17 protein-coding genes are annotated in these 16,189 nt (G+C 40.0%); 8 read left to right on the plus strand and 9 right to left on the minus strand.

Features of this window, described 5'->3' with window-relative positions:
- Positions 1-177: 177 nt before the first annotated feature.
- Positions 178-1,974, minus strand: a complete 1,797-nt coding sequence (gene pepF, locus K9M07_05370; GenBank protein ID MCF7852649.1) for an oligoendopeptidase F — start codon at positions 1,972-1,974, stop codon at positions 178-180.
- A gap of 187 nt (positions 1,975-2,161) precedes the next feature.
- Here pepF and K9M07_05375 point away from each other — a divergent pair, with 187 nt between their 5' ends.
- From K9M07_05375 to K9M07_05385, 3 genes are all read left to right on the plus strand, one after another.
- Entirely contained in the window at positions 2,162-2,476 is a 315-nt protein-coding gene (locus tag K9M07_05375) for a co-chaperone GroES (GenBank protein ID MCF7852650.1), read from the plus strand.
- A gap of 16 nt (positions 2,477-2,492) precedes the next feature.
- Positions 2,493-4,121: a chaperonin GroEL gene (gene groL / locus K9M07_05380; protein MCF7852651.1), complete on the plus strand. Its 1,629-nt coding sequence runs from the start codon at positions 2,493-2,495 to the stop codon at positions 4,119-4,121.
- An 84-nt stretch (positions 4,122-4,205) separates the two neighbouring features.
- Positions 4,206-4,961, plus strand: coding sequence for an AsmA family protein (locus K9M07_05385; GenBank protein ID MCF7852652.1), 756 nt, complete (start codon positions 4,206-4,208; stop codon positions 4,959-4,961).
- Here K9M07_05385 and K9M07_05390 read toward each other — a convergent pair.
- From K9M07_05390 to K9M07_05400, 3 genes are all read right to left on the minus strand, one after another.
- Positions 4,955-5,740 carry a hypothetical protein gene (locus K9M07_05390; protein ID MCF7852653.1) on the minus strand — a complete coding sequence of 262 codons (786 nt, stop codon included), beginning with the start codon at positions 5,738-5,740 and terminating at the stop codon, positions 4,955-4,957. The genes K9M07_05385 and K9M07_05390 overlap by 7 nt on opposite strands.
- Before the next feature lie 86 nt (positions 5,741-5,826).
- Positions 5,827-6,600, minus strand: coding sequence for a hypothetical protein (locus tag K9M07_05395; GenBank protein MCF7852654.1), 774 nt, complete (start codon positions 6,598-6,600; stop codon positions 5,827-5,829).
- A gap of 23 nt (positions 6,601-6,623) precedes the next feature.
- On the minus strand, positions 6,624-7,718 hold the full coding sequence (locus K9M07_05400) for a hypothetical protein (protein MCF7852655.1): 1,095 nt from the start codon (positions 7,716-7,718) through the stop codon (positions 6,624-6,626).
- A gap of 699 nt (positions 7,719-8,417) precedes the next feature.
- On the opposite strand from K9M07_05400, the gene K9M07_05405 reads away from it, so the two are divergent.
- Positions 8,418-9,119 (plus strand): hypothetical protein, encoded by a 702-nt coding sequence (locus tag K9M07_05405; protein ID MCF7852656.1) that lies wholly within the window; start codon positions 8,418-8,420, stop codon positions 9,117-9,119.
- Positions 9,120-9,185: 66 nt separating this feature from the next.
- Here the strand turns inward: K9M07_05405 and K9M07_05410 are convergent, their stop codons facing one another.
- Positions 9,186-9,875 carry a hypothetical protein gene (locus K9M07_05410; GenBank protein ID MCF7852657.1) on the minus strand — a complete coding sequence of 230 codons (690 nt, stop codon included), beginning with the start codon at positions 9,873-9,875 and terminating at the stop codon, positions 9,186-9,188.
- A gap of 304 nt (positions 9,876-10,179) precedes the next feature.
- On the opposite strand from K9M07_05410, the gene K9M07_05415 reads away from it, so the two are divergent.
- A complete protein-coding gene (locus K9M07_05415) occupies positions 10,180-11,259 on the plus strand; it encodes a hypothetical protein (GenBank protein MCF7852658.1) in 1,080 nt (359 codons plus the stop codon).
- Between the two features lie 30 nt (positions 11,260-11,289).
- Here the strand turns inward: K9M07_05415 and K9M07_05420 are convergent, their stop codons facing one another.
- A complete protein-coding gene (locus tag K9M07_05420; GenBank protein MCF7852659.1) occupies positions 11,290-11,880 on the minus strand; it encodes a superoxide dismutase in 591 nt (196 codons plus the stop codon).
- A 139-nt stretch (positions 11,881-12,019) separates the two neighbouring features.
- Here K9M07_05420 and K9M07_05425 point away from each other — a divergent pair, with 139 nt between their 5' ends.
- Both K9M07_05425 and K9M07_05430 read left to right on the plus strand, forming a co-directional pair.
- Complete coding sequence (locus tag K9M07_05425) at positions 12,020-12,478, plus strand: hypothetical protein (GenBank protein ID MCF7852660.1); 459 nt, start codon at positions 12,020-12,022, stop codon at positions 12,476-12,478.
- A 17-nt stretch (positions 12,479-12,495) separates the two neighbouring features.
- Positions 12,496-13,155: a glycosyltransferase family 25 protein gene (locus K9M07_05430; protein ID MCF7852661.1), complete on the plus strand. Its 660-nt coding sequence runs from the start codon at positions 12,496-12,498 to the stop codon at positions 13,153-13,155.
- On the opposite strand, the gene K9M07_05435 is transcribed toward K9M07_05430, so the two are convergent.
- Entirely contained in the window at positions 13,133-14,410 is a 1,278-nt protein-coding gene (locus tag K9M07_05435) for an MFS transporter (protein ID MCF7852662.1), read from the minus strand. The genes K9M07_05430 and K9M07_05435 overlap by 23 nt on opposite strands.
- 189 nt (positions 14,411-14,599) lie before the next feature.
- Between K9M07_05435 and K9M07_05440 the strand changes: the two genes are divergently transcribed.
- Positions 14,600-15,313: a hypothetical protein gene (locus K9M07_05440; GenBank protein MCF7852663.1), complete on the plus strand. Its 714-nt coding sequence runs from the start codon at positions 14,600-14,602 to the stop codon at positions 15,311-15,313.
- Here K9M07_05440 and K9M07_05445 read toward each other — a convergent pair.
- Both K9M07_05445 and K9M07_05450 read right to left on the minus strand, forming a co-directional pair.
- Positions 15,310-15,993 carry an aldo/keto reductase gene (locus K9M07_05445; protein ID MCF7852664.1) on the minus strand — a complete coding sequence of 228 codons (684 nt, stop codon included), beginning with the start codon at positions 15,991-15,993 and terminating at the stop codon, positions 15,310-15,312. The genes K9M07_05440 and K9M07_05445 overlap by 4 nt on opposite strands.
- Entirely contained in the window at positions 15,994-16,155 is a 162-nt protein-coding gene (locus K9M07_05450; GenBank protein ID MCF7852665.1) for a hypothetical protein, read from the minus strand.
- Positions 16,156-16,189: the final 34 nt, after the last annotated feature.

Genomic DNA, 16,189 nt, shown 5'->3' on the forward strand with positions numbered 1-16,189 from the left:
GACTTTGTAACTTTTTGGACTCGAAGGCCTCGAGATATTTGTTCTCTAGGGAGTTATTAAAACCGGGAAGGGGTTTTTTACCCCTTCCCGGTTTTAATAATCTCCCAGTTCGACCATAGGTCGAGCGTCCGAGAGCAAAGACCGCGGCAGGCGGGCCCAAAAAGTTGCAAAGTCGAGTTATAGACTTAATGCTCGCAAATCCTTTGTTAGTTCATGAAATCTTTTTATGAGTGTTTCAACAGGCTCTTTTGTTGTCATGTCGACGCCGGCATTCTTTAACAAGTTAATGGGGAAATCAGATCGCCCCGATGACAAGAACTGCAAATAATCGTTCTTTGCATCTACCTTTCCACTCAATACTCTCTCTACTAGCGCATAAGCAGCGCTAATTCCCGTTGCATATTGATAGACATAAAAGTTCGAATAAAAATGAGGAATACGCAAAAACTCATAAAAGAGCTCCTCATCATAGGCAAAACTCGGCCCAAAGTAGTCGCGATTCAAAGCCTCATATTCTTTTTTCATCATATCAGGTGTGAGTGGCATATGCGCTTCGGCAAGGCGATGGATCTTAAGTTCAAATTCGGCAAACATCGTCTGTCTAAAAAGGGTGGCTCGAATAGAATCAATTTTTTGATTGAGGATATAAATTTTTTCCTCTTTAGATGCGGCCCTTTCATAAAGAGTGCGGAACGTGAGCTCTTCGTGGAATGTCGAAGCCACTTCTGCCACAAAAATACAATAAGAAGCATCTTGATATGTCTGCGTACGGTTGCTAAAAAAGGAGTGCATACTATGACCTGCTTCATGAGACAAGGTCATTAAGTCATTAAACGTCCCATTGTAATTCATCAATATATAAGGTCTGCTTGAATAACATCCCGATGAATACGCCCCCGATCTCTTATTTTCATTGTCATAGCGATCGACCCATCGATCTATCGTAAGCCCTTTCCTTAAAATGCTCTGATACTCTTCCCCTAAAGGCGCCACAGAATCAATAATGATTTCAACGGCCTCTTCAAAGGTATATTTTTTATCAAATTCCCGAATAGCAGGAACATACATATCATAGGCATGAATCTCATCGAGATTGAGCAACTCCTTCCTCAAACTCACATAGTCATGTAATACCGGAAAATGAGCCCTCACTGATTCAATGAGGTTAGTATAAACGCTCTCATCAATATTATAAGGGTATAAAGCTGCTTTTAAACAAGATGAAAACCCCCTCACATTGCGATTAAAAAGATGCCTCTTAACCGATCCGGCAAGTAAATCGGAGACCGTATTTCTAAAATCGCGAAAACGAGCATGCATGTTGAGAAAAGCCCCTTTGCGAAGGCTGCGGTCATTTGATTTGATCAAAAGTTGATAAGAAGCATGGGTCAGCTCATGGGATTTTCCCTCCGAATCGATCACATCCTCAAATTTAAGATCGGCATTATTGATTGATGAAAAAGCACTTGGAATCGTTTGAAGACTATCCCCGGCGGCAGCCATGATGCGCTCTTGTTCTTTAGGTAAAATATATTGTTTTTGATGGATGAGTTGCTTCAAATAATTATGATATTCGGCAAGAGACGGACTCTGCATATCAAATATTTTTTCATCTATTTGCAAAATTTCGGGCTCGACCCAAGAAGTCTCTGCAGCAAAGGCGTGATAGAGCATCATAATTGATTGATAAGCACTCTTATAGGAATCAATTGTAATATCTTCGTCATGGCGCAAATGAGCATATACATATAAGGACTCAATTTTCACTTGAAGATCAAAATATTTTTTAAGAAATTGAGCCAATGACTCGGGACTACTTGAGAGCTTTCCCATAAATTGATTGATCTCAGGGAAATGGCTGTCCGCCTCTTTGCGTAAAATTAAAAAATCTTCTTTCCACGCCTCAATATCTCTATAGAAAGCTTCGACATCCCATCGGTCTTCTAAAGCCACTTCATTTCTTTTTTTAGCCATTTCTCATATCCATATCTTAAAAAGTCAGTCCTAGGTTGTATCGATATTTTGGCTTTTTGACAACGAATTTTTACACATTTAGCAATCAAAGTCAAAAATTGCTAAATCTCTATTGCCTAAAATCGAAAAAAAAGTTATCCTGAATATGTTTTTTAACACTAATTCGGGTTAACAAGGAGACCGTTCTATGACAACCCAAGCTGAAAAAAAATCGACTCTCAGACCGGTAGGAAACCGCGTCGTACTCAAAAGAATGGAAAAAGAACAAACCTCTGCGGGTGGGATTATTTTACCTGAATCTGCACAGAAGAAACAAGAATCGGCAATTGTCATCGCAGTTGGCTTAGGCAAAACAACAAAAGATGGAACGACCCTCCCTATGTCCGTAAAAGAAGGCGACGTCGTTCTTATGGATAAATACTCCGGACAAGAAGTCACATTGAATGATGAAGAGTTCATCATCGTCAAAGAAGATGACATTGTTGCAATCATTGAAAACTAATTAAAGGAGCCAATATATGGGCGCAAAAGATATTAAGTTTAAAGAGGATGCTCGTTATAAAATCCTCAAAGGCGTAAATAAGCTTGCCTCTGCCGTTAAAGTGACACTCGGTCCTAAAGGCCGTAATGTGATTTTAGATAAGGCTTATGGTGCTCCACATATCACTAAAGATGGAGTTTCAGTAGCTAAAGAGATCGAACTCGAGGACCGACATGAGAACATGGGTGCTCAGATGGTCAAAGAAGTAGCCAGTAAAACAGCGGATAAGGCCGGAGACGGTACAACAACTGCGACTGTCTTAGCTGAAGCGATCTATTCGGAAGGTCTTAAAATCGTTGCCGCAGGCGCAAATCCAATCGATATCAAACGAGGAATTGATAAAGCCGTTGCAACAATAGTGGCTGAAATCACTAAAATGAGTAAACCAATTAAAGATCGCAACGAAATTGCACAAGTTGCTACGATTTCTGCAAACAGCGATCAAGAAATTGGGGAAATCATTGCAAAAGCTATGGAAAAAGTCGGAAAAGACGGAACGATTACCATAGAAGAAGGAAAGGGCTTCGAAACAACTCTTGAAGTTGTTGAAGGGATGAACTTCGACCGCGGTTATGTCTCTGCATATTTCATGACAAATCCGGAAACACAAGAAGCCGTTTATGATGATGTTTATATCCTCATCTACGACAAAAAAATCTCGGGAATGAAAGAATTCCTTCCCATTCTTCAAGCAGCAGCCGAAACGGGCAAGGCTCTCATCATCATCGCAGAAGACATTGACGGAGAAGCTTTAACAACTCTCGTTGTTAACCGCCTTCGCGCTAACCTCAAAGTCTGTGCCGTCAAAGCTCCCGGCTTTGGAGATCGCCGCAAGGCAATGCTCGAGGATATCGCGATTTTAACAGGTGGCCAACTTATCAGTGAAGAAGTCGGCTTATCTCTTGAAAAAACAACCCTTGAAATGCTTGGCCGTGCGAAAAAAATTGTCGTTAAAAAAGATGAAACGACAATCATTGAAGGACTCGGATCAAAAGAAACCATCCAAGCACGCGTTCAACAAATTAAATCTCAAATTGCCGAGAGCACATCTGACTATGATAAAGAAAAACTTCAAGAGAGACTTGCTAAGCTCTCCGGTGGAGTTGGCGTAATCAATGTCGGTGCTGCGACTGAAGTTGAGATGAAAGAGAAAAAAGATCGCGTCGATGATGCTCATCACGCAACACGCGCTGCTGTTGAAGAGGGTATTCTCCCCGGCGGCGGAACGGCTTTCATTCGCTCCATTCCGGTGCTTCGCGCTCTTGCGGAAACTTTAATAGGCGACCAAAAAGTCGGTGTTGACATCGTTATCAAAGCGATTACGGCTCCCCTTCGTCAAATTGCAGAAAATGCAGGTGTTGAAGGGTCAATCGTTGTACAAAAGGTGAGCGAGCTCAAAGAAAACGAAGGTTTTGATGCAGCGACTAACACCTATGGCAATATGATTGAAAAGGGAATTATCGACCCAACTAAAGTTGTTAGACTCACGATTGAGCTCGCAGCTTCGATTGCAGGTCTTCTTCTCACTACTGAAGCCATCATCACTGAAGAGAAAAAGGAAAAAGAAATGCCTAATCCCGCCCACATGGCCGGTGCAGACTACTAATTTTCCCTCTTCATAACAAGAGAAAAAGCGCACAGTCTAAAATAGATCGTGCGCTTTTTTATTGCTCTTTATAAGATGCCCATTATGAAGAGAACGTTTCACATCTTTACTTTTTTCTCAACCGCACTGATTATTTTGTTAGTAGGGGCTATTTTCGCTCTCCCCCTATATATCCCCAAACTTCTCGCCAACTCCATTAGCAAATCAATGGGTGTTCCTGTTGATATCAAATCGGTCGATATTCGACGCTCTGATCTCACCTTTCACAATTTACTTGTAGGAAATCCCCCCGGATCATTTCTTCCCTATGCGCTTAAAATCAAAACGCTGACCATTAGAGCCCCCTTAAGAGAATATCTCGAACCCACAGTCAATATTAAGCAAATTGAGCTGAATGACATTGATTTAAGCGTTGAGTTTTACACACCGGATCGCAAAAAAAACAATTGGGATCTCATTTTAGATACTGTAAATAAGCCTGTGAAAAATCCCTCCTCTGACGCTCAGGGGTCAAAAAGAGGGATTTATATCAATGAACTGTTTCTAGAGCAAATTGCCGTCTCTCTCAAACTCTACAATCAGCCCCCCCGCAACATTCCACCGATTAAGCAAATTGTCATCCGAGATATCGACCCTGAAAACGGCCTTTTGACCCAGCGATTAACGCGTATTCTCACCAATCATATTATCAAATCCGTTTCCGGAATGGCCGGCATTACGGGAATCACAGGTGTCATTATTTCCGCTCCGGCTACAGCAGTTCAAACCATTTTTGCCCCTTTCAAATTCCTTTTCGGAGGGTCAAAAAAGAATCAGTCACAAACACCCCCCAATCAATAATCAGCGCTACGAGGTTTTCTTGGAGGGGGTGCATGAATGACTGAGACGCTATGCTTGCTATCCGTTAATTTTTTTGCATATTCCGAAGTATTCGACGGCATTGCATCTTCGACAAAAGACAATGTAATTCCTTTGCCTTTTTCAATAAACAAAATGATATCGGAACTGCCGGGAGTTTGGGTGCACATCAATCCCATTTTCGATCCAATCTCTTTAGCAATTTTAAACTGATTTTCTCGATTTACATTAAACACAACGATGTGAGTTGCATCTTTTGAGATGTCAGATGGAATGAACTCCTTTTCCAAAAAGACAATATTTGATCCCTTTGGTAATTTATCCATAAGTCGATCTAATTCTGTTTTTCTTGATTCCTCGGGTTCTTCAGAAATTTCAGTGGGCAATTGGCTTATATCATCTCTTTCTCTTGGCAGAGAATCGCATGAGCTTGGAGTCGTTGAAGAGGCTGATGAGTTTGTGTCAAAAGATGCTTCGCTGAACACTTTAGGAATGCATGGCTTGGGTAATGCCTTTGAAGGGGGTGATAAATCACAACCCAAAAATATCACGGCAAAGAGGTTAAAAATGAGAAATAAAAATAAGCTACCCTTATCCAAAACACCCAGCTCTTGAATTTTTTTACCCGCTAGCGAACCTTCCCCTGAGGGAATAAATAGGTAATCTAGTCCAATATTACCGGGGGGATTATCCTCTTTTGGAGCCCTAAGAGGGGAAAGCCCTTGTGAAGAAGTAGAAGCTACAGGAAAAGCATTAGCCATAGAAAATACCCACAAATTATAAATTAAATTTAATATATTATAACATTATAGTTATAAATTTGCAGTATATTGAAATAATTAAAATATTAATTATTATGCTTTAGTTTATAAACTTGAAACTTAGCGTATTTAAATGTTGATTGGGGTAAAAGATGCCGAACCCCCGTAATATCCCTATCGAGCTCGATAGGTCCTCGATTGCGCTCATTAATCAAGGCGACATGGGTATGGCTAAATATCTTAAGTTCTTGACAATCAAAGGGGCTTGAATAAAACACACGATTTAAATCGCTATTATTTAACAAGTTAGAGTCTTTAGGAAAAACAAGCCCGGTTAGAAACCCAAGAATACTCCGGTGTCTTTCGGACCCGATATACAGTTCTTTTTGCTCAAAAACAGGTGTTTTTTCCATAGGAACCTTTTTAACATAAAGTCCCTCGAGACTGTCAAAAAGAGCCTCACCGGCAATAAAAAACCCCTCAGGATATTGTTTAAGCAGTTCGTCAAATAAACATTGAAGGGACTCTTGATCCGATTCAACCTCAAGAAGAGCATCCGGCTTTTCCAAGGGGGAAACCCCGACAATAAAAAAACAATCAAATGCCCCCTTCCTTGCAAAGCATTTTAACCCCTTTTTTTCCGGTATTCTTGAAATATACATTGCCTGATTAATGATGATCGATTCCCCAATATTTGCAACATTCTCAAAAGAAGCGCCCCCAAAAGCATACTTAAAGTCATGAGAATCACAAGCAATCATTGCTTTATCATCCAACCTTCCATTTACAAACAAAGAAATGTCTCCAATGAGGGTCAAATGAGAATTAGCTTGATATGACTCAATAACATGAATTTTCATACTTCAACCAAATTGCAAATTGTTCAAAAATCGACTCCTAATTCAAATGTCAAACCATAGAGATATAAATTTCCAAAATCAAAATCATCACCTGCAATGACTTTTTGAATGAAATTCCATAAAAAATGCCCTTCAAATAACAGCTGAGCATTCACTTGTTTCATCATCTTATCGAATTTTGCCTGATATCCAAGACCCATTTGAGCTGCTGCATGTGGAACAAATCGTTTATCGCTCTCCTCTAACTTCATCCAATCCGATGTTGAATTGCTTAAATCTTCCCCATAATAACTATTAAGATCCCCAATTAAGAGTGCGAAGGCAAAATTTTGAATCAGAGTAAACCCTCTTTTCAAACCCCACCCCATAGCAATTCCCGTTTTAGGACCAACACCCCAATACCGGTTATTCTTTCTCACGGTGAGTGTGTTATTTTCCAGTAATTGTCCGCCTGAATAATAAATATTTTGCTTGGAATGGAGAATAGCCCCCTCTAATCCAATTTGAGGCGCAAATTGAATTGAACTAGCTTGAAACGGGCGTGAAATAAGCACATCAATGGTTTGATATCCCAAATCATATTGAGATGAAGCCCTTTGAAAGACCACCTGAGACAGCTCCGTTCCATCGAGTAAAAGATCTGTCATCGATTGGGAAAAACCAACAGGAGATTTCAAGTCACCCCACATTCCGGCACGCGTGCGATCCGTTTTATCCGTGTTCAAATATGTATAAGTTGCACTGAGCCCCCATTGATCATACCCTGTAAACCACCCTGCACCAAAGCGCACTCCCCAATCAAAATTAAAGTCGACTTCGCTAAGTGAAGAGCGGTAAGGGAGAGCAAAAGCATCACTGGATGCACGGACAGCATACATTGAATCAGTGGTACGAGCTTTCCAATAAATGCCGCCTCCAAAAAACTCAACAACAGGAGCATCTCTTTCTTCATTGGGCTGAGCTTCATGATAACCCGCTGACTCATAATCTTGTTTTTCACTGCTTTCTAAAGCAATAAAACCCTGTTTAGAATATTCGGGAAAAGGTTTAATAGTATATTCCGCTCCAATGATCAAACTACAATTAAGAACGACGATAGAGTAAATTAAATAACGCATAAAAATTCAAAAAATAATTATTATTTCCTTCTATCAAAACAAGATAACCAAAGTAAACCTTTTTTATACCGGGAGTGATTCAAGAGTTGGAATTTTTAGAAGCCGGCGCACTGATGGTCGATCGGGCCGAAGGCCCTTCTACCTGAAAGGGCGCGCTATTGACAATAGGCAGAGGTGAGGTAAATCGACCAAGCGGGGATGCCGGCGACAAAAAAAACAACTCTTGAATGACGAGCGGTATAATTACTTCCTATATAAAAAAAATTTGCTTTTTTTAACTTTAAGGACTTATAGTCTTTACGAAAATTTGAGGTAGATTCCGGCCATCAACTACCCTCCCCTGAAGGGGAAGGCTTGTAAAAAAGCCTCGCGTTGACCAGCCTAAGTCCGCCTTGAGGGATAGCCCTCTAAAAGGGACTACGTTAGGAGCGAATATATAGGCACCTTGGGATGCTACTCCAGTCCCAAGCTCTGCGGTCAGTGGTTAAACAGGTGTAAGGGGTTTAGGCCCATGCTGCTGACATACAAACCGCTCCATAACATTGGCGAGGAGGACATTACCCACAAGGGTGTAAACCCAAGTGGCGATTGCACGTAAGTGCTAGGGGGAGCAATCCCCCACTTTTTTAACAACTTAACAACAAGGGAGCAGCGTTTCCTCCTCGTCCTAAAGAACGAGGTTTCCATGCTGTCAAATTGATGAATACATTAAGCAATATTCAAACTTTTACAAGCGAATTTTACGAAAATTATTGCGAGATACACCAAGAAAGGGCATCCCATTCTCCGTTGTTGCTAACATCAACTGTTATAGATGGGATTGTTTCTTTTATTTTTGCTAAAATAGCTGCACATGAAATGCGCTTGAAAAATCCAACCGGATCGAGTCTAGCCTTTACCGCTTCAGTAATCATAGCCTCTGAGATTTTCAACCACATTAAGAGCATAGTTTTCACTTTTCAACGCTTCAAGGTGGATTCCTTGCTGCTGATACCTTTCATGGATTTTTTAAATGGGGTCAGGACACCTTCATCAAAGCCTTCAGGCAAAGGGATCTTTTTTGACCAAGAAAAAAAAGTCGGCTTGCCTCTATGGACAGTTGAAAGTTTAATGTTTTCATCACTACTAATGATTTTTGAAGGTAAAGTATACACCGGCATTCAAAACCGTATTCAATACGCATTCCCTTCTTATGACATTCAGTCTATTGATAAGAAACTGTCTTTAAATCCCTTTTCTCCTTTTAAAAATCAACTATTACTTGTGTATCTTTTAACACAACATGTTGCTAGCAGTGTAATACATAACTTTGTTGTTCCCTATCTGATGAGAAATTCTAGCGCTGTCATCGCTGACGCGTTATTGACAACAGCACGTCGTCGGCTAAGTCAAACCGACTAAGAGGAGAGCTTCTCACGCAGCCCAACCATTAATAGCCAATATTCCTTAACCGTCAAAAAATTTCCTCTATTCATGGGAGCGTTTTTTAAACCGATTAATAACTTCACAAAGCCTTGGATCCTCTACGAGATCAATAGCGTTGGAATACGTATCTGCAATGAGGCCCGGTTGATATTTAAAACCAAGCTCTTTGTAGTTAATTTCATCAACACACTGCCATCTTTTCTTGAGATAGCAATCTTGAAGAGTACTAAATGTTGGTTTGTAGTCAATTGTTTCCCCATTTAATGTAATCGTTGGATTATGAGTCCAAGAGAGCATATAAAAAGGAGCGACTAAAACAAATTCGGAATATCCTTTATCAGCAGAGCTTGGAGTTTTTACAAAAGAATTAGAATAAGGTTCTATCTCCGAATATTTGCAACTGATTGTTCTTCCGGGAAGTCTGACTTTAATTTCCTTTGTTTTTTCTTCAACCTTTTCCTCCCATCTCAATCGATTAATTAAGGCCGTGGAATGTTGTTGCAAAATACGATATGCAATCTCTCGGATTGCCGGAGGTTCCTTTATATTAATCGCATCTAGAATTGGGTAAATGACGCGATACGTATCAAAAGCAGAATCTTCATATCCGGTTAGTTTAGAAAAACTAAGAGAGCGAGCTTCGATCGATTTTGAATCAGCCGGTAAAGCGACTGAATACAAACTTTCTTCATATTCTTTCGTAAATGTGTATCCGTAAGGCCAAAGACTCATACCTTCTCCCCTTTTTTATGTACGGATGTCAATATTAAATACTTTAATTTTTCAAATCAAGATTTGATTAAGAATATTGGCTTTCACTATCCGCCCCGGAAGCTCAGCCCCTAAAGGAATGAGATTACGGCTTGCCCTCCGTTCAAGAATTATTTTTTACAAGCACTTAAAAATCAACGCCTTATATTACAGTAATAAGTGTTTTTATTATAAATATATAATAACAAATACTTTAATAATTTTTGATTATTATAAAGTATGATATAATTGTTGTTTATACAATATTAATGTTGGTTAAATTATTATGCATTTATCGCTTGATTTTAGAATCCCAAATCATGAATTAGACCGTACATTTTGTGGATCAGCTATTAACGGGATACGCCGTTATGTCACGTCTGCCGAACAATCGGCAACGGATCCGGTTACAACCAGCGCCCGAAGATTTTTTACCGGTATGTTGACAATCGCCGTTGGTATCGTTGGAACTCCGGTTGAATTCACCCTAAGAAGCGGTTATGGATTTGTTCAAACGCTCCTTTTTTGTGAAGCAAGACAAGGAAAATACGATATTGCCGACCACTATGCAGCAAACCTCAAAACGGAAGCAAAAACACTTTTAACAGTTGCAAAACTATGGGTATTCTTTTCCAATCCCTTCATTTTAGCTGCCTATATGATTGTCAATATGGCGCCGGATGCTTATCGTCTTCCACCTAAAGAAACCGAGCAAGCTTCATTTTTTGACTCCACTCTAAATACGGATGGTTTAGAACAACGCAATGAGCTCACGCAATACTTACATAAAACGATCGTGAAGGATGCAAAAACTTATGTCTTAGCAAAACGAGTGTTTATGGGGGTTTCTCTTTATGCCATTGCTTCTGCATATTCAGTGATGAATTTGGGTGCACGACTCCTAACCCTTTCAACAAGCGCTCTAGCGCATCAAGTCACTCAATTTGCATTTATCCATTTAGAAAAACGATTCCTGACATACCGCAATGAGCAAGCAATGATCTTATCAAAAGAGATCCTTCATTTAGGGTATTTATGGAACCCGGTAGGCTGTATTCCCCTCATCATGCAATATGCCTTTGATGATTTTTTTACCTCTCATGAAGTTACGAAGATTGAATTAGATACGGACATGAAAACACCCGCTATAGCAACTCCATCTAAAGATGATCCTACAGCCAATCCTTTTACGGAGGCAACCGGTATCGGAGCTTCAAGCAGAAACCCAATAGCGGCGCCTCAAGTTGAGCATTCAGAACCGACCGCAGATGCTACTCAAAATCGATCAAGACCGGCGGAATTTAATCCATTTGAATACTCAGGATTCGGTTTTGATGATCCACTTGCCGATGAGTTAAATCATTAACCCCAATTCTTCAACTCATTTCGGCATTTTTTAGCTTTGGGCTTCTTTATAATTTCTAGCGACAAAGTCCCAACTCACCACATCCCAAAATTTTTCAATAAAATCAGGACGGCGATTGCGATAATCGATGTAGTAAGCATGCTCCCAAACATCAAGTGTCAAAATAGGCTCTTTTCCATGTTTAAGAGGGGTATCGGCATTGGAGAGCGGCATAATTTCGAGCTTTCCACTCTTATCCGCTGCGAGCCATGCCCAACCCGATCCGAAAAGTGTTGCAGCGGCCGTCGACATCTTTTCTTTAAACTCTTTTAATCCGCCAAAATCACGCTCGATAGCTCCTAATAAATCTCCTTTTGGGTCTTTCCCCCCTGAAGGTGACATGCAATGCCAGAAAAAGGTGTGATTCCATGCCTGGGCTGCATTATTAAAAATGCCCCCCTGAGAAGAAATAACGAGCTCTTTTAAGGGCGTATCCGCCTCCGGCTTGCCCTCAACTAGAGAATTGAGCTTAGTAAAATAAGCTGCATGGTGCTTATTGTAATGATAATGCATTTGCTCTTCAGATACGAAAGGAGCAAGAGCATTTAAATCATAGGGTAAATTAGGTAATTCATGTTTCATATGACCTCCACAATGAAAAAATAAAAAAACTAACTATAGCGATTCTTAAGATTCTCATGCAATCATAGACTTGTCCTTTGACAAAGCAAATGCTTTGAGTTATACCGGGAGTGATATACCGGAATGAAAGGATCAAACCATGTCAAAACCGATATTGCAAGAACACGGAATGGGATGTGGAGTTGCCTGTGTTGCATTTGCTTTAAAGACAACATATCAAAAAGCACTCAAGCTATTTGAAAACCCTGAAAACGCTTGGACAAAGGGTTATATATGCAGAGATATTATTCAAGCCCTTCACAAGGGAAAAAGAGAATACCGCCACTTTTGGTATCAGCTAAAACATGAGGAATTCACTAAGCAAACGGGTGTCATTGTCTATACAAAACGCAGCGAGAAATACCCTGCAGGCCACTATTTAATCAAAACAGAAAATGGGATGTGGATGAACCCTTGGTCAAATTTCCCTGTGATCCACCCATTAGAAGGTGCTTTTCAAAAACGGCTTCCCGGAGAGATCGGTTATATCATGATCCCTGTTGAACACCTCACTAACTCACCTCGCCGCAAAAAAATAATGGGTGAAGAAACAAAATAAGTTGAAGAGAGCCATTTATGAAAAAAGGACTTCATCGTTTCGATGCTATTCTCTATATCAATCTAGCCCACCGTCAAGACAGAAAAAAAAGAGTGCTGTCAAACTTGCAAAAAGCCAATGTCAATATGAAAAGAGTCATTCGAATTGATGCGTGTCCCGATGCCTTGAACGGACACCGTGGGTGCGCTTTAAGTCATATCAAAGCATTGCAATTTGCCATCACTAAAAAATATCAAAATGCCTTAATTTTAGAAGATGACTTTGTCTTTCACAGTTCTTCTTCAGAAATTGAGCACTATGTTGAGACTTTCTTTGATCACTTCAAATCCAACTGGGATGTTTTTTTACTTTCCTCGAATGTTATCGAATATGAAGCAACATCCCATTCTAATATTAAACGCGTTTTGTGCGCTCAAACAGCGCATAGCTATGCCGTCAATCAGCATTATTTCCCTATTCTTCTAAAAAATTTCGAATTTGCTCTCTCTTTGATGAAAGATGACATTTTTTTCTTTCAAACAGGTGATAATACTCGTGCCATTGACCAAATATGGAAACTTTTACAACCCCATGGAAAATGGTATATTGGAGAAAAAACGATCGGAAAACAGGGGGCTTCTTTTAGTGATATCGAAATTGATCATATCAAACGCTTTATGCCCGAATGTTATTCTTAGCTAATGGATACTCAATGATAAGGTTTTTTTGATAAAAAATTAACCATAGCAATGCTCCGAGATTAATGAATGCAATCGCTGCAAATGCGCTTTGATAGGCAATGATGGGATACTGCCCTATATCGCTACGAGTCCAACAAGAAATAATTAGACCTATGACAACCTCTATTGCAAATCCCACTAAAAAGGCACATGTTTGCAAAAGCGTCGACAGATATTTAACTTCAATAGAGGGAAGCTCATTCAAACTTTCAATGACGATTCTTGCATTAACATGAAGACTAAACCCTAAAAAGAACCAAATCCCATTGGATTTGGCAACAACGGGAATTAGAATTAATCCCAAAATGAGAATAAAAAAACCGTATAATCCCACCCCTAAACCAAAAACGGAGATATGACAGCGCCGTGCACAATAAAGCCAGATGCGAAATGTGAGTTGACCAACCATGATTCCACCTGCCGATAGCGCTAAGACATACCCCAAATGCATGGGAGATTGACCAAGAGCGTTTGTCAACCACGGCCCGAGCCATAATCCTTGCAATGAAAGAAAAGAGCCACAAGCAATGACAACAGGGAACCCCGCTTTTTTAAATAAGGGCATTTGAAACAGTGCATACATGCGATCCCGTTGGTGTTGATCAGTCACTTTTATCTTTGGAGCTTGCAATGTGTCAGATATCCAAACGGAAGCTAGTATGACTAAAACAATCAAAATAACCATCATGGCAAATATGAGTGAGCGCCACCCCCCATATTTGACGAGCATTTGCGCAGGAAAACTTGCAACAAAGGCGCCTAATCCAATACTTAGAAGCATGCTATGCTTTGAAAAGATCGGAGCAAAAGTCAAATGCCGTTTCATTGACCTTATCCCTATCATGATATAATTTCCTAGAGCGATGGCTAAAGTAAAACTAACTCCCATCATCGCCCTTCCAAGGGTCAATCCAAACCCCGTATTGGCAGAAGAAAAAATAAGAGCCCCTAAACTCCCGACTAGACCTAAGATAATGAGATAAAGCCGCGGTTGAATTTTAGAGACCAAAAGACTCAACGGAATTTGAAAAATACCTGCAAAAAACAAAAAGGAGGCCGACATAAACCCCAGCATTGCTGCATTCATATGAAAATCATCCATGAAAATAGGGGACAAAATGGCATTGATGAACCGCATCGCATACATTAATATAATGCATCCTAAAATAGGAACGAGGTAAAAAGAATTTGGGGACTTTTCAGACTTTGGCATACTCCGGCACACAAATAAATTTTGTTATGACCCTATCACGAGACCGATAAAAAATGGGAATCTTTTTTTAAACGCGGAGAAAAACTTAAATGAAAGGAAGTGGTATGCCTCCGGCAATTGGCTTGACTCAAATGTAAATCAATCATAAGTAAGAGCTTCATTCTCGACTAACATAATTATAGGCTCTCAATGAAAGATTTTCATCTAGTTTATTATTCTTTTATTCCATTAGCATTCAGTGTTTTAGGAAGCATTCTTTCCCTTTCAACTCGGATTAATCAGCGATTTTCCTCATACCTACAATATTTTGTAGCCGGAATTATTATTGCCGCTATTTCAACTGAACTACTCCCTGAAATTTTACCAACAGATCGACCCGTCTCGATTAGCATTGGATTTGCTCTTGGTGTTTTCGTGATGATAGCGCTTCATGCTCTCGTTCATTTTTTGTCGAGAACGGGAAAACACCATGTTTTACCGTTGGGCTTAATTTTCGCATCAGCACTTGATCTCTTTATCGATGGTCTTTTAATCGGTATTTCGTTCATCGCCGGGCTCCACAGTGGGGTTATTGTTGCCATTTCTTTGAGCTTTTGTGCCTTTTTTCTCTCTGCTTCCGTGGCATCGACACTCAAAAGAAGTTCGATTTCTTGGCTAGCGCAATTACTTGTCTTAACCATAATGGCAACGGCTCTCCCTATCGGCTGCTTTTTTGGATTGGAAGTGATTCGGCTTTTCCAAACCCAATTAATGGTTGAAATTTTGGCATTTGGAGTTTCCGCCCTCTTATTCCTAAGTATAGAAGAATTTCTCTCTCAGGCATATAAAACGCGAAAATACTTTCTTTCGCCCATTCTCTTTTTTTTAGGCTTTTGGATCATCCTGATTCTAAAAATCATTTAATAATCAAAATCAAAATACTCGGAGGTACAATAGCGTTGATTGCGGTTCAGCCCTTCAAGGAGCACCATATCAGCCGGCTGCAGAGTAAAATCAAATACGTTCCAATTTTCCCTTAAATGCGCTTCACTCACAGCTTTTGGAATGGCAGAGATATTTTTCTGAATCAACCATCTTAAAATCACTTGGGCTCCACTTTTATTGTATTTTTCGCCTATCTTTTTAAAAATTGACTCATGTACCATTTCTCCCTTTCCCAAAGGACGATATGCCGTGAGATGGATCCCATTTGCTTTACAAAACCGATGTAATTCCTTTTGATTTAAGTAAGGATGAAATTCGACTTGGTTCACTTCAATGGCATCAATCCCCCATTGAAGTGCATCATTTAAGTGATGAATCGTGCAGTTGCTCACCCCGATAACTCTAACCCATCCCCTCTCTTTAGCTTCTATCAACTTAAGTAAAATATCGCGCATTGGTAATTCTCGATGAGGCTCGTGCAACAAAAGCAAATCGAGATAGTGCGTTTGTAATTCATTTAGAATCTGTTCAATTTCCGTTGACAAATCATCAACATGAAACGTGTCTCTTCCTCGCATTGAAATTTTTGATGTCAAAAAAAGCTCGCTGCGCGGGTATCCTTTCAGAGCCTTTCCAATCGCAGACTGATTGTGGTAAATCTATGCCGTATCAAAATGGCGATAACCAACGCGCAAGGCCTTTGCAATCATATCACTGCATTCTTGGCCTTGAAGTGGATAAGTTCCCGCACCAATGAGCGGCATTCTTACTCCATTTTTTAATCGAATCGTTGGTGATAAAAATGTCGAGGATTGTGTCATAAAAGCACCGGAAAAAAGAATCTCTTGAACTAAC

Source organism: Simkaniaceae bacterium (genome assembly GCA_021734805.1).
Lineage (GTDB): Bacteria > Chlamydiota > Chlamydiia > Chlamydiales > JACRBE01 > Amphritriteisimkania.

Excerpts from the sequence above, each read along its gene's own strand:
- K9M07_05405 (MCF7852656.1), top strand. The coding sequence starts at position 8,418 with ATGAATACATTAAGCAATATTCAAACTTTTACAAGCGAATTTTACGAA.
- K9M07_05430 (MCF7852661.1), top strand. The coding sequence starts at position 12,496 with ATGAAAAAAGGACTTCATCGTTTCGATGCTATTCTCTATATCAATCTA.
- K9M07_05400 (MCF7852655.1), bottom strand. The coding sequence starts at position 7,718 with ATGCGTTATTTAATTTACTCTATCGTCGTTCTTAATTGTAGTTTGATC.
- K9M07_05420 (MCF7852659.1), bottom strand. The coding sequence starts at position 11,880 with ATGAAACATGAATTACCTAATTTACCCTATGATTTAAATGCTCTTGCT.
- K9M07_05435 (MCF7852662.1), bottom strand. The coding sequence starts at position 14,410 with ATGCCAAAGTCTGAAAAGTCCCCAAATTCTTTTTACCTCGTTCCTATT.
- K9M07_05415 (MCF7852658.1), top strand. The coding sequence starts at position 10,180 with ATGCATTTATCGCTTGATTTTAGAATCCCAAATCATGAATTAGACCGT.
- K9M07_05425 (MCF7852660.1), top strand. The coding sequence starts at position 12,020 with ATGTCAAAACCGATATTGCAAGAACACGGAATGGGATGTGGAGTTGCC.
- groL (MCF7852651.1), top strand. The coding sequence starts at position 2,493 with ATGGGCGCAAAAGATATTAAGTTTAAAGAGGATGCTCGTTATAAAATC.
- K9M07_05375 (MCF7852650.1), top strand. The coding sequence starts at position 2,162 with ATGACAACCCAAGCTGAAAAAAAATCGACTCTCAGACCGGTAGGAAAC.
- K9M07_05410 (MCF7852657.1), bottom strand. The coding sequence starts at position 9,875 with ATGAGTCTTTGGCCTTACGGATACACATTTACGAAAGAATATGAAGAA.
- K9M07_05440 (MCF7852663.1), top strand. The coding sequence starts at position 14,600 with ATGAAAGATTTTCATCTAGTTTATTATTCTTTTATTCCATTAGCATTC.
- K9M07_05385 (MCF7852652.1), top strand. The coding sequence starts at position 4,206 with ATGAAGAGAACGTTTCACATCTTTACTTTTTTCTCAACCGCACTGATT.
- pepF (MCF7852649.1), bottom strand. The coding sequence starts at position 1,974 with ATGGCTAAAAAAAGAAATGAAGTGGCTTTAGAAGACCGATGGGATGTC.
- K9M07_05450 (MCF7852665.1), bottom strand. The coding sequence starts at position 16,155 with ATGACACAATCCTCGACATTTTTATCACCAACGATTCGATTAAAAAAT.
- K9M07_05395 (MCF7852654.1), bottom strand. The coding sequence starts at position 6,600 with ATGAAAATTCATGTTATTGAGTCATATCAAGCTAATTCTCATTTGACC.
- K9M07_05390 (MCF7852653.1), bottom strand. The coding sequence starts at position 5,740 with ATGGCTAATGCTTTTCCTGTAGCTTCTACTTCTTCACAAGGGCTTTCC.